Source organism: Streptomyces inusitatus (genome assembly GCF_014651115.1).
Classification (GTDB): domain Bacteria; phylum Actinomycetota; class Actinomycetes; order Streptomycetales; family Streptomycetaceae; genus Streptomyces; species Streptomyces amakusaensis.
On the sequence record NZ_BMWG01000033.1, the window covers coordinates 1 to 12,809 of the forward strand.

A 12,809-nucleotide genomic window follows, 5' to 3' on the forward strand; every position below is an offset into this window, starting at 1 on the left:
TACTCCTCGGGCCCGGCGAACCACTGGTTCTACCTCGCCTCCGAGGGCAGCGGCGCGAAGACCGTCAACGGTGTCTCCTACTACTCGCCCACCTCCGACGGGCTGCCCGTGACCGGTATCGGCCGGGACAAGGCGGCCTTGATCTGGTACAAGGCGCTGACGACCAAGTTCAGCTCCACCACCGACTACGCGGGCGCACGGGCGGGCACCCTCGCGGTCGCCGCCGAGCTGTACGGAGCCACCAGCCCCGAGGTCGCGTCCGTGACCGACGCCTGGGCCGGTGTCAACGTCGGCGACCGGCCCGGCGGCGGCGAGCCCAACCCCCCGGGCACGGTCTTCGAGAACACCACCGCCGTCGCCATTCCGGACCTCGGGCCGCCGGTCACCTCCCCGGTCACCGTCTCCGGCATCCCGGGCAACGCCCCGGCCTCACTGCACATCGGCGTGGACATCACCCACACCTTCCGGGGCGACCTGGCGGTCGATCTGCTGGCACCCGACGGAACCGTGTATCCGCTCAAGGCGTCCAGCCCCCACGACACCGCGCCCGACCTCAAGAAGTCCTACCGGGTCGACGCCTCGTCGGAGGTGGCGAACGGCGTCTGGCAGCTACGGGTGCAGGACAAGGGCTGGCAGGACACGGGCCGCATCAACAGCTTCAGACTGACATTCTGAGGCTGCCGACCGCCGACCGCCGCGACACACCTCAGTCGGAGGAGAGCACGGTGTCCGGCACCCGCCACGCCGCGATCACGAAGGCGATCAGGGTCACGGCCGCGCCGAGGAGGAAGACGATCCGCGTGCCGTCGGCATAGCCCTCCAGGAAGGGCAGCGCGACCCGGCTGTCGAGGAGCCCCAGGAAGGCGGAGTCCTCCAGATGCAGACCGCCGTCCGCTCGCAGTACGCCCTCCAGCGGGACGGCGTTCGCGGGCTCCTCGGCCAGCAGGCGGTACGACGGGTCCTGGGCCGCGCTGTCCAGGCCCTCGCCGATGCGGGAGCCGGAGAGGGAGAAGAAGAGGGAGAGGAACGCGGCGGTGCCGACGGTGCCGCCGTTGGAGCGGAAGAAATTGACCGAGGCGGTCGCCGCTCCCATGTCCCGCTGGGCTATCTCGGACTGGGCGAGCGTGGTGATCGTCTGCATGGACGCGCCCAGGCCGCCGCCCATGAACAGCATGCCGATGGAGACCTGCCAGAGCGGGCTGTCGGCCCGGAGCGTCGCGAAGACGAGCATGGCGACGGTGAGGGAGCCGATGCCCGCCACCAGATGGACCTTGAACTTCCCCGTACGGGACATCATCCGGCCGACCAGCATCGTCACCGCCACGTTCGCCACCACGGTGGGCAGTGTGGCGAGACCCGCCTCGATCGGACTCATGCCCCGCACGAGCTGCAAGTACAGCGGAAGCAGCGCCATCGCGCCGAACATCCCCGCACCGACGACGAAGTGCAGCACGCTCCCCAGCCGGAACGCCTTGACGCGGAACAGCCGCAGCGGCAGCAGGGCGGCGTCCGCCATCCGGCGTTCCACCAGGACGAAGACGAGCAGCCCGGCCAGCCCGACGGCGTACAGCACCAGTGCGCGCGGGGAGCCCCAGCCCCAGCCCCGGCCCTGTTCGGCGACGACGAGCAGAGGGACGATGCCGACGGCCAGCGCCGCCGCCCCTCCGTAGTCCAGCCGATGCCGGACGGGCCGGTGCGGGATGTGCAGCACCCGCAGGATCACCACGACGGCCAGCGCCGCCAGCGGCACATTGACCAGGAAGATCCAGCGCCAGCCGTCCAGCCCGAGCAGGGTGTCGCGGCCCGCGAACACCCCGCCCACCAGGGGACCGGCGATGCTGGAGCCCGCGAAGACCGCGGTGATGTACCCCTGGTAACGGCCCCGCTCACGCGGCGAGGTGATGTCGGCGATGATCGTCATCGCGAGCGACATCAGCCCGCCGCCGCCGAGCCCCTGCACCGCGCGGAACGCCGCGAGCTGATGGATCGACCCGGCGAACCCGCAGAGCAGGGACCCCACCGCGAACAGGACGACCGCGCAGAGATAGACCGGCCGGCGGCCGTAGATGTCGGAGAGCTTCCCGTACAGCGGAGTGGCGATGGTGCCGGTGACCAGATACGCGGTCGTCACCCACGCCTGCGCGGTCAGCCCGCGCAGATCGTCCGCGATGGTGCGCAGCGCGGACGAGACCACCATCTGGTCGAGCGCCGCGAGGAACATCCCGAGCATCAACCCGGAGAGCACGGTGACGATCTGACGGTGAGTCAGCCGTACCCGGTCGTTCTCCGGGGTGCCGGGCGGGGCCGTCTCCGACGAGGTCACATCATCTCCCTGGGGGAATGCCGGGGGAATGCCTGGGGAACGCCCGGGGGAATGCCCGGGAGACGCGGGTGCGTCGGCACACCGGCGGAGCGCCGGTCCGGCCCCGCCGTACGGCGGACCGTCCGACTATCCGACGAGGTTCTCCAGATCGGCTACGGCGGTCTCGATCTCCGGCAGCGCCAGCATGGCCAGCCGCGCCCGGCGTGCCCTCGCCCCGATGGAGGCGTCGGCCAGCACCGCGCGGCAGACCGCCGCGATGCCCTCCGGCGTATGGTCGGCGATCCTCCGGCCGAGGCCCAGCTCCTCGACGCGCTGCGCGTTGCCGTGCTGATCGCCGAACTGGGGCAGCACCGCCATGGGCGTCGCCGTGCGCAGGGACTCCCGGACGCTGTTGAACCCGCCGTGGGTGAGGAACAGGTCGACGGACTCCAGCAGCAGCGGCTGCGGCAGATACTCGGTGACATGGACGTGCGACGGCACCCCCTCGACGTCCGCCGGGAGCCCGGAGGTCGACAGGATGACGGTGCACTCCTCCAGCAGCGCCAATGCCTCGATGATCGTTCGCAGTGTCCCGGCGGGCTCCGCCACCGGGAACACGTCCTTGAGGTTCTCCTCCGCCTCGTCCCCCCGCTGCTGGAGCATGGGCAGCGCGGTGCCCAGGGCGGCGAACACCAGCGGCCGGTCGGTGGGCAGCTCCGTGATCCACTGCGGCAGTACCGCGTGCCGGTCCACCCCCACCGTCTGCCGGTACGACAAGGAGATCGGCATGTGCCGGGTGAAGGAGTAGGCCGGGGGGACGTAGTCGACGCGCCCCCGGGGCACGATCGACAACGGGTCCTCCTGGAGCGGCAGACCGTGCTCCTCCCGCAGGGAGTTGAGGCCCGGCAGCAGCTCGGCGGGGTCGAACGAGTTGGTGGAACCGGACGGAGTCGGCAGCTGGGGGATGCCCAGCAGCTCGGCGGTGAGGACGCTGGCCATGTCCATGCCGTCGCGGAGGATCAGATCGGGGCGGAACTCCCGAGCGAGGGGGAGCAGCGGGTCAAGGAGGTCCCGCGCCATCGCGCCGGACAGCTCACGGGCCATGAGGCTCATCATCAGCCGGCCCCGCTCCTCCTCGTCCAGATCCGTACGGGCGGCGAGCGCGGTCAGCTCGGGCATCGCGTGGTAGCCGGGCATCAAGTCGGGCATACATTCGGTCACTTGGACGTCGTCCCGCTCGAAGACCGAGGCGACGTGCGGGGTGGTGGCCGCCCTCACCTCGTGCCCGGCCGCGGCGAGCGCCCGGGCCAGGGGAAGTTGGGCGCGCCCGTGCGAGGGGCTGCCGATGGTGGTGAACAGGACGCGCATGATGAGCCCTTTCCGTCGGGGGGTGGTCGCCGCGAGGAGAGAGGCTGTCCGGTGGCCGAGCGGCCCCGCCGGGCTGAACGGCATCCGACGCCATCGCCCCTTGACCAGAAAATATGGCCGGTACAGCCTTGGGTCAACGATCGGTGACAACGTTCGATGACTTTTGGACACAGGGGAATTCGCACCCCGCGCACCCGTGACCGCACCCGCATCCGCACCCGCATCCACACCCGTGATTCGACTCGGCCGGAGGTACGACAGGTGAACGCACCGGGCACATCACAAAGGGGCGGAACGACGCCGTCACGCGCCCGCAAGCCCGACGCCGCGGACACCCGCGCCGCGCTGACGGAGGCCGCCGCCCTGCGGTTCGGGCGGTACGGCTACAAGGGCGCCAGCGTGCGCGACATCGCCAGGGACGCGGGGGTGGACGCCGCGCTCGTCTACCGCTACTTCGGCTCAAAAGAAGCACTCTTCGCGGCGGTCTCGACGAGCACCGCCCTGTTCGAACCGCTGCGCGGGCTTCCGCTGGAAGACGTCGCGGAGTGGGTCCGCGACATCGTCGTCAACGCGCCCCGCGGTGACGAGGAGGTCCCGCACCCGGTGCTGTCGGTGCTCCGCTCCTCCGACCGGGAGGAGGCGGTCGGACGGCTCCGCGAGGAGATCACCGAGGTCTTCACGGAGAGCTTCGCCCGGCGGCTCGACGGCCCGGACGCCGCGCTGCGCGCCGAGTTGCTCTCGGCCTGGCTGCTCGGCGCGACCCTGATGCGGATGGCCCTGCGCACCCCGGCGCTGGGCTCCGCCCCGCCCGGCGCGCTGCTGAGATATCTCCGGGCGGGAATAGACCCGCTGCTCAGCCCGCCCGACGGCTACGACAGATCGGGGAGCCGATGAGGGGCGCGCGCCGCTGAGGCGGGGGCCGGTGGGACAGGGGATCGGCGCGCCCCTCCCGTACCTCACGGGCCGGCGGCGACCGTGACCCGCGTCCGCTCCCGCAGCCCGGCGAGCAGCTCCGGCTCCGCGCCCTCGTCCACGATGAGATGCCCGAGATCGCTCACCGGGGCGAGCCGGTGCAGCGCGGTACGGGCGAGCTTGGTGCGGTCCATGAGCATCACCCTCGACGCGGACGAGGCGAGCATGGCCCGTTTCACCAGCACCACGTCCTGCTCCTGGTGGTAGGCCATCCGGGCGTCCAGCGCCGAGGTCGAGACCGCCACGAGATCCACGGAGAGCGCCTCGATGGCCTCGACGCAGGGCACCCCGAGAAAGGAGTCATGGGTACGGGAGTACTCGCCGCCCAGGGCGATCAGCCGGACGCCCTCCCGGTCGGCGAAGACGTCGACCACCCGCCGGGCGTTGGTGACCACGGTGAGCGGAGCCATGTCCACCAGCAGCCGCGCCATCGCCAGCACGGTGGTCGAGTCGTCCAGCATCACCGACATCCCGGGCTCCACCAGCTTCGCGGCGGTGCGCGCTATGGCCTGCTTCGCGGCCGTGTTGACGCCGAGCCGGTAGTCGAGGCCGGCTTCGAACACCGTGGACGGCAGGGCGGAGGCGCCGCCCCGGAAGCGCCGCAGCACACCCCGGCGTTCGAGCTCGTCCAGGTCCCGGTGGACGGTCATCAGGCTCACCCCGGTGAGCCGCGCCAGCGCTGCCCCGGTGGCCGTGCCGTGTTCCATGACGTGGTCGGCGATGCGCCGTCGGCGCGCGTCGCCGGATGCTCTCTCCATGGGCCCCAGTCTCACAGGTGGGCTGTTGAATCCAACAAGCCCCCGCGGTCCGCCGCCCCCGGCGGGCGCTTCGGATGAACACGGCTGCCATGAGCCGTGGTTGACCGGATCTCACCAGGTGGCGGCGTACTCCTCGGGGTGTTTCACGGGCACCGCGCCCTTAATTCCGACAGACTCATTGACAGTATTAACGAAATCGATGTTAAGTGTATTTGCGCGGATTAGGGTCGAAGGTCTACCGGACGGTGTCCGGGGTTTCGCGACGGGGGCGTCGTCCCGCCCGTCGCCGGCCCGGTGCCGCGGGCGGAATTCCAAGGAGACTCCAGTGAAGCACTCCTCCCTCAGAACGCTCGCCGCGACGGTCTCCGTCACGGCCGTACTCGTCTCCATCGCGGGCTGTTCGGCGAATGATTCGGCCAAGGGTTCGGGGAAGGACTCCGCGAAGATCGCTTTTCTCATGCCCGATCTCGCCTCCACCCGCTACGAGTTGTACGACGCACCGCTTTTCAAGGCCAGGATGAAAGAACTCTGCGACGGCTGCGCCGTTCTCTATCAGAACGCGGGCGGCGACGCGGCCAAGCAGCAACAGCAGGCGAACTCGGCCATCGCCCAGGGGGCGGAGGCCATCGTCATCGACCCGGTGGACTCGGCCGCCGCGGTCACCACCGTCCGTACCGCGCAGGCCCGCGGCATACCGGTCATCGCGTACGACCGGCCGATACCCAGGGCCAGGGCCGATTTCTACGTCTCCTTCGACAACGAGAAGATCGGCGCGATGATCGGCCAGTCGCTGGTCGACCGGCTGCGGAAGACCTCGGCCAAGGGCGGCATCCTCCAGGTCAACGGCTCGCCCACGGACGCGGCGGCCGGTCTGATCAAGAAGGGTATTCACCGGGCCGTCGACTCCAGCGGATTCGATCTCCTCGCCGAATACGACACCCCGGCCTGGGAACCGAGCAAGGCGCAGGACTGGGTCAGCGGACAGATCAGCAAATTCCCCGGCCGGATCGCCGGAGTGGTGGCGGCCAATGACGGCACGGGCGGCGGAGCCGTCGCGGCGTTCAGGGCCGCGGGCGTCAAAGTGCCGCCCGTGACCGGAAATGACGCGGAGGCCGCCGCCGCGCAGCGGATCGTGAGCGGCGATCAATACAACACGATCTCCAAACCGATCAAGACCGTCGCCCGGTCCGCCGCCGAGGCCGCGTTCGCCCTTCTCCGGGGCGAGACGCCCAAGGGGAATGCCACGCTTTTCGACACCCCTTCCGAACTCTTCACCCCCACCGTCGTCACCCGGGACAACATCGCGGAGGTGCTGGTGGGTTCCGGGAAGCCGCTCAAGACCGCCGAGGTCTGCACCGCGAACTACGCCGCGGCCTGCGCCGGGCTCGGCATCGAGTAGGCGCGCCATGTCCTCCGTACCGGTACCCGTGCCCGTACCCGCGCCGCCGCCCCGGCCGGGGCGAGGGGGCCCACTGCTCTCCCTGCGCGGCATCAGCAAGTCCTTCGGCGCGGTCGCCGCGCTCACCGATGTCTCCCTCGATGTCGCGGCCGGTCAGGTGCTCGCCCTGGTGGGGGACAACGGCGCGGGGAAGTCCACCCTGGTCAAGGTGCTCTCCGGGGTCCATCCACCGGACTTCGGGACCATCGTCTTCGGCTCGCGGACCGTGACCGTCCCCTCGCCCGCCGCCGCCCGGCAGCTCGGCATCGCGACGGTCTTCCAGGATCTCGCCCTCTGCGAGAACCTGAATGTGGTGGAGAACCTCTACCTCGGCCGTGAACTGCGCGGACTCCGCCTCGACGACGTCACCATGGAAGTGACCTCGCGCGCGCTGCTCGACGAGCTGTCGGCCACCATCCCCTCCGTACGGCTGCCGGTGGCCGCCCTCTCGGGCGGTCAGCGCCAGACGGTGGCCATCGCCCGGTCGCTGCTCGGCGACCCGAAGGTGATCATCCTGGACGAGCCCACGGCGGCCCTGGGGGTGGCCCAGACCGCCGAAGTGCTCAATCTGATCGAGCGGCTCAGGGAACGAGGCCTCGGCGTGATCATGGTCAGCCACAGCATGGCCGAGGTGAAAGCGGTCGCCGACACCGTGGCCGTGCTCCGGCTCGGCCGGAACAACGGGGTGTTCGACGCGTCCGACGCGACGGCCTCGGAGCTGGTGGCCGCCATCACCGGGGCCACGGACAACGTCGTCAGCCGCCGCGCGGGCCGTCCCGCGGCCGTGCCGCCGGAGACAGCCGTGCCGCCGCCCCCGGCCGGCGCCGACCCGGACAGGAGTCCCCGATCATGACGCGACCGGCGGCGGCACCAGACCTCCCGGCGGCCGGGCCGCCCGGGGAGCGAAGGGCCGCCCCCGGCCCCCGGCGCGCCCTCGCGGCCGCTTCGGCCCGGCTGCGCGGCGGCGATCTCGGGATCGCGCCCGTCGTCGCCGGTCTGGTCGTGATCTGGACCGTGATGCAGCTGCTCAACCCGATCTTCCTGTCGAGCGCCAACCTCACCAATCTGGCGCTCGAAAGCGTCCCGGTCGGCGTCATCGCCCTCGGTGTGGTCTGCGTCCTCCTCGTCGGACAGATCGATCTCTCCGTCGGCTCGGTCAGCGGGCTCAGCGCGGCCGTCCTCGCGGTCCTCTTCGTGGACCGGGGGCTGCCCGCCTGGGCCGCCGTGTCGGCCGCGCTCCTGCTCGCCGTGGCGATCGGCTGGTTCTACGCCCAGGTGCACAACCGGCTGGGCGTGCCCAGCTTCGTCGTCACCCTCGCCGGGCTGCTCGGCTTCCTCGGGCTGCAACTGTGGATCCTCGGCTCGAAGGGCTCCATCAACCTCCCCTTCGACTCCGGCCTGGTGACCTTCGCCCAACTCCACTTCGTACCGCCCTGGCTGGCCTACACCATGGTCGCCGCCGGCGCGCTCGCGCTCTACGCGACCGGCCACGCGCGCGCGAGCGAGCGCCGCCGGGCGGGGCTGCCCGCCCCCTCGTGGCGCACACCGGCGGTACGGAGTCTGGCCCTGCTCCTGGGTCTCGGCACGGCCGTCTGGTATCTCAACCGCGACCGGGGCGTGGGCTGGATGTTCGTCCTCTTCCTCGCCCTGGTGTTCGCGCTCCACTACCTCCTGACCCGTACCCGCTTCGGCAAGGCGATGTACGCGGTCGGCGGCAACGCCGAGGCGGCCCGGCGCGCGGGCATCGACGTCAAGGCGGTCCTCACCGCCGCCTTCGTGCTCTGCACCACCCTCGCCGCCACCGGCGGGATCCTGGCCGCTTCCCGGCTCGCCGCCGCCAACCAGAGCAGCGGCGGCGGCGATGTGAACCTCAACGCCATCGCGGCGGCCGTCATCGGCGGCACCAGCCTGTTCGGCGGCCGGGGGAGCGCGTTCGCCGCGCTCCTCGGCGTGCTGGTCATCCAGTCGATCTCCAGCGGGCTGACCCTGCTCAATCTCGACTCCGCCTACCGCTTCATGGTCACCGGCGCGGTTCTCCTCCTGGCGGTCGCCCTGGACTCGGCGGCCCGCCGCTCACGGGCCGCCCACGGCAGAGCCTGAGCCCGCCGGGCCGGCCCGGGCCGGGCCGGCCCGGGCCGGCCCGGGGACCAGGGGGACCCGGTCAGATCTGGGATTCGGCCAGCAGCCGCAGGGCCAGCTCCTTCAGCGCGGGATCGGCCTTCGTCGCGTCGCCCGTGCCGAAGGGCGGGCGGGGGTCGTACTCCACGGCCAGTTCGATCGCCTTGCCGACGGTGTCACCGGCGATCAGGGAGGCCAGATACAGGGACATGTCGATTCCCGCGGACACCCCGGCCGCCGTGATGATCTTTCCCGAGCGGACATAGCGCTCCGGTACATAGGTCACGTCGAAGTGGGTGCTCAGATATTCGCCGGAGGCCCAGTAGGTGGTCGCCCGGCGGCCGGTGAGCAGTCCGGCCGAGGCGAGGACCAGGCTTCCGGTGCAGACGGACGTCGTCCACCGGGTGTGCCGGTGGATCCGGCGGATCCAGTCCAGCAGGGCCTGGTTCCGCATCGCCGCGATCGTGCCGCGATTGCCCGCGCCGGGTACGAGGAGCACATCCAGCCGGTCCACCTCCGCGATGGACTGTTCGGCCACCAGCCGCACATCGCCCGTGTCCGTGCGGACCGGTCCCCGCTGTTCGGCGATCATCGTCACGGTCGCGCCCGGCAGCCGGGAGAGCACATCCGCCGGGCCGGTGGGATCCAGCACGCTGAAGCCGTCGAACAGCAGGATGCCGATCTTCGGCCCGGTGCCGCCGGGCCGGCGGGTCTCGATGGGCAGAGCCTCCGTGTGGGCGTGCGCGGTTCCGGGGAAGGCGGCGGCGGTGAGGGCGGCGGTGGCCACGCCACCGCGCAGCAGGGTTCTGCGAGTCGCTCGGTTCGTCATGCCACCGGAGTCTGCTGCCACGGGGTCCCCAGCGGTCTCGGCATGTCCGGCATCTTGCGGATCCTGTCCCCGGCGACGCCGTAGTGGTCGAGGAAGGCCTTGCGTAACGTCTGCGCCGACCCCAGCCCGCAGCGCCGGGCGATCGCCGCCAGCGGCAGCCCGCTGGAGCGCGCCAGATGCGCCGCCGCCTCCGTCCGGGCCGCCCGTACCGCCCGGGCGGGCGTGGTGCCCAGATGCGCGGTGAAGAGCCGGGTGAGATGCCGGGCGCTCACCCCGGCCCGGGCCGCCAGCGCCGCCGGGCTGAGATCGCCGGCCAGATGCGCGGAGATGTGGACCGACAGATCCCGTACCAGCCGGTCCCCGGGCGGCGGGGCGGCCAGGAACATGCTGATCTGGGCCTGATCGGCGGGCCGGTGCAGATAGGAGACCAGTTCCCGGGCGACCGAGCGGGCCAGCGTCGGACCGTGGTCGTCCTCGATCAGCGACAGCGTCAGATCGAGCGCGCTGGTGACGCCCGCCGAGGTGTAGACGTCCCCGTCGCGGATGTAGAGCGGCCCCACGTCCACCGCCACGGCCGGGTGGCGGGCCGCGAGCTGATCGCCGTACCCCCAGTGCGTCGTCACCCGCCGGTTGTCGAGCAGCCCGGCGGCGGCGAGCACATAGGTCCCGGTGCACACGGAGGCGACGCGTCTGCTGAGCCCGGCCAGGCGCCGGACCTGTGTCACCAGCCGGCCGTCCGCCGCCGCGTCGGAGGACCCCGCCCCGCCCACCACGATCAGTGTGTCCAGCCGCCCGGTCACCGTCTCCAGACCCTGCCCCGCCCCGATCACGATCCCGGCCGAGCTGCGCGCGGCCCGCCGGCCGAGGGTGCCCAGCTCGATCGTGTAAGGCGGTGTCGCGCCGTACCGGTTGGCGATGTCCAGCGCGCCGGAGGGACAGGCGATGTCGAGAATCTGGGCGTCGTCGTAGGCCACGATGAGCATCCGCCGTCGGTCATCCATCCGGGCATACCATCACACGAAACCGGCCCCGGGATTCCGGGGGACGTCCCCCGGACCCAGGAGGAGGACCGTGTTCCACGGCGTACGCACCGTGATGATCTTCGCTGACGACCCCGAGGCCTCGGCCCGCTGGTGGGGCGGGCTGCTGGACGCCCCGGTGCGGCTCGATGTCGCCGACACCGGGGCGGTCTACGCCTGGATCGAGACCGCGGGCGTCGAGCTGGGCTTCCACCCGGCGGACGACGCGCGCAACCCCCGGGGCGGCAGTCCGGTCGTGTACTGGGGGGTGGACGACCTCGACCGCGCCCGCGCCCGCCTCCTGGCGGCCGGCTGCGAACACCACCGCGGCCCGCTGGAGATCGCGCCCGGCCGCCGCATCGCCCAGCTGCGCGATCCGTTCGGCACGGTCGTCGGTATCGAAGGCCCGTGACGCCCCGACGGGCCCAAGGCGCGACCTAGGCTGGCCCCATGGAGACGAAGGCGTACGCCGCGCTGCTGCGGGGCATCAATGTGGGCGGTCACCGCAAGGTGCCGATGGCCGAACTGCGGGCGCTGCTGACCGGGCTCGGTCTCGGCGGGGTGCGGACTCATCTCCAGAGCGGGAACGCCGTCTTCACCGCCGCCGAGGAGGACGAGGAGGCCCTCGCCGCCCGTCTGGGGCGCGCCCTGGAGGAGCGCTTCGGCTTCGGCGTGGAACTTCTGGTGCGCGATCACGCGTATCTGAGCGCCGTGGCCGACGCCTGCCCCTTCCCGGCGGCCTCGCTCGAAGGCAGACAGCTCCATGTCACCTACTTCTCCGAGCCGGTCGCCCTGGCGAACCTGGCCTCCCTCGACGCGGCGGCCTATCTGCCGGAGGAGTTCCGCGTGGGCGACCGCGCGCTCTATCTCCATGTCCCGGACGGTCTTGGCCGCTCCCGGCTCGCCGACGTCCTCGCGAAGCGCGCGCCCGCGCCGGGGGCCGTCGCCACCACCCGTAACTGGAACACCGTCGTCAGGCTCGTGGAGCTGACCGCGCCCTGAGACCGCAGCCGCCGCGGCCGGCCCGATCCGGGCCGGCCGCCCCTTCGGCATGCCCTCCGCGCGCCCCCTCGGGGGACATCCCACACCTTGCGCCCCCATCTCGCCATGTGGCGCAACTTGACATTAGTTCGGCTTATGGATGATAAAGAACAAGCTTTGGGTTGAACTTCACGCCAAGTGACATTTGAGGCGTGGCCACCGATGAACCTCTACGCGAATGAGTCATGCCCGTGTCCCACTCCGCCGCCCCCGCCCCGCCGACCGACGACCCCGTGGGGGAGTGGGCCGCCTGGCGCGCCGACCGCGGGCGTTCGCTCACCTCGGCCACCGGGAATCTCGCGCTCACCGAGACGCGCTGGCTCCCGGCCGGCGAGACGCCCGACCTCGAAGCGGCGCGCGCCGGACAGCCGGAGGGTGTGACCGTCACCACGGTGTCGCGGACCGACCTGGTCACGGGGGAGCCCGAACACGGCCTCCGGTTCTGGGCCGCGGACGCCCCCGCGATCCGCGCCTACGAGGGGACCGAGGCCTTCCCGTACGACCCGGCCTGGGTGCTCGACGCCGAGTACGCCCCGGTGGAGGGCGCGCGCAAGGTCGCCTTCGAGCACATCAGGGACAACGGGGGCAGCCGCGACCTGGTCGTCCCCGGGGACATCTCGCTCACCGTCGACGGCCGCGACTACACCCTCAGCGCCTTCGACGACGACGGCGTACTGCTGCTCGTCTTCGGCGACCCCACCAACGGCGACACGACCTACGGGGCCGGGCGCTTCCTCTTCGTCACCCGCACCGGCGAGTCAACCGTCCGCCTCGACTTCAACCGCGCCTTCGTGCCGCCCTGCGGTTACTCCGACCAGTACAACTGTCCGATGCCGCCGCGGCAGAACCGCTTCCACCTCCCCGTACGGGCGGGCGAGAAGCGGCCGGTCTTCCGCGACGGCTTCCCCGACAGCGACTGATCAGACTCAGCCCCTCCCCGACCTGCGGCACGAAAGTACGTGTA

General features: G+C 71.5%; 13 protein-coding genes. 8 read left to right on the forward strand and 5 right to left on the reverse strand.

Annotated features, from left to right (window positions below):
* The coding region (locus IE247_RS31740; RefSeq protein WP_190126816.1) for a M4 family metallopeptidase at nt 1-675 on the forward strand (675 nt) is incomplete at its 5' end.
* Between the two features lie 31 nt (nt 676-706).
* Here the strand turns inward: IE247_RS31740 and IE247_RS31745 are convergent.
* Both IE247_RS31745 and IE247_RS31750 read right to left on the reverse strand, forming a co-directional pair.
* Complete coding sequence (locus IE247_RS31745; RefSeq protein ID WP_190126817.1) at nt 707-2,323, reverse strand: MDR family MFS transporter; 1,617 nt, start codon at nt 2,321-2,323, stop codon at nt 707-709.
* A gap of 126 nt (nt 2,324-2,449) precedes the next feature.
* Complete coding sequence (locus IE247_RS31750) at nt 2,450-3,670, reverse strand: glycosyltransferase (protein ID WP_190126818.1); 1,221 nt, start codon at nt 3,668-3,670, stop codon at nt 2,450-2,452.
* A gap of 261 nt (nt 3,671-3,931) precedes the next feature.
* On the opposite strand from IE247_RS31750, the gene IE247_RS31755 reads away from it, so the two are divergent.
* Nucleotides 3,932-4,564, forward strand: a complete 633-nt coding sequence (locus IE247_RS31755) for a TetR/AcrR family transcriptional regulator (RefSeq protein WP_229869488.1) — start codon at nt 3,932-3,934, stop codon at nt 4,562-4,564.
* 62 nt (nt 4,565-4,626) lie between these two features.
* Here IE247_RS31755 and IE247_RS31760 read toward each other — a convergent pair whose 3' ends face one another.
* On the reverse strand, nt 4,627-5,400 hold the full coding sequence (locus IE247_RS31760; RefSeq protein ID WP_190126820.1) for a DeoR/GlpR family DNA-binding transcription regulator: 774 nt from the start codon (nt 5,398-5,400) through the stop codon (nt 4,627-4,629).
* A gap of 325 nt (nt 5,401-5,725) precedes the next feature.
* Here IE247_RS31760 and IE247_RS31765 point away from each other — a divergent pair, with 325 nt between their 5' ends.
* Genes IE247_RS31765 through IE247_RS31775 form a run of 3 tightly spaced genes read left to right on the forward strand, consistent with a single transcriptional unit; the run spans nt 5,726 to nt 8,938 of the window.
* On the forward strand, nt 5,726-6,799 hold the full coding sequence (locus tag IE247_RS31765) for a substrate-binding domain-containing protein (protein ID WP_190126821.1): 1,074 nt from the start codon (nt 5,726-5,728) through the stop codon (nt 6,797-6,799).
* Nucleotides 6,800-6,806: 7 nt separating this feature from the next.
* Complete coding sequence (locus IE247_RS31770) at nt 6,807-7,691, forward strand: ATP-binding cassette domain-containing protein (RefSeq protein ID WP_190126822.1); 885 nt, start codon at nt 6,807-6,809, stop codon at nt 7,689-7,691.
* A complete protein-coding gene (locus IE247_RS31775) occupies nt 7,688-8,938 on the forward strand; it encodes a sugar ABC transporter permease (RefSeq protein WP_190126823.1) in 1,251 nt (416 codons plus the stop codon). Before IE247_RS31770 ends, IE247_RS31775 begins: the two co-directional genes overlap by 4 nt.
* Nucleotides 8,939-8,999: 61 nt before the next feature.
* Here the strand turns inward: IE247_RS31775 and IE247_RS31780 are convergent, their stop codons facing one another.
* Entirely contained in the window at nt 9,000-9,785 is a 786-nt protein-coding gene (locus IE247_RS31780; RefSeq protein ID WP_190126824.1) for a DJ-1/PfpI family protein, read from the reverse strand.
* Nucleotides 9,782-10,768: a GlxA family transcriptional regulator gene (locus IE247_RS31785; protein ID WP_190126855.1), complete on the reverse strand. Its 987-nt coding sequence runs from the start codon at nt 10,766-10,768 to the stop codon at nt 9,782-9,784. The genes IE247_RS31780 and IE247_RS31785 overlap by 4 nt, the downstream gene beginning before the upstream one ends.
* Nucleotides 10,769-10,856: 88 nt before the next feature.
* On the opposite strand from IE247_RS31785, the gene IE247_RS31790 reads away from it, so the two are divergent.
* From IE247_RS31790 to IE247_RS31800, 3 genes are all read left to right on the forward strand, one after another.
* On the forward strand, nt 10,857-11,216 hold the full coding sequence (locus tag IE247_RS31790; RefSeq protein WP_190126825.1) for a VOC family protein: 360 nt from the start codon (nt 10,857-10,859) through the stop codon (nt 11,214-11,216).
* A gap of 38 nt (nt 11,217-11,254) precedes the next feature.
* The gene (locus IE247_RS31795) at nt 11,255-11,806 is read left to right on the forward strand and encodes a DUF1697 domain-containing protein (RefSeq protein WP_190126826.1); all 552 of its coding nucleotides are present in this window, start codon (nt 11,255-11,257) and stop codon (nt 11,804-11,806) included.
* A gap of 224 nt (nt 11,807-12,030) precedes the next feature.
* The gene (locus IE247_RS31800) at nt 12,031-12,765 is read left to right on the forward strand and encodes a DUF1684 domain-containing protein (protein ID WP_190126827.1); all 735 of its coding nucleotides are present in this window, start codon (nt 12,031-12,033) and stop codon (nt 12,763-12,765) included.
* Nucleotides 12,766-12,809 lie beyond the last annotated feature (44 nt).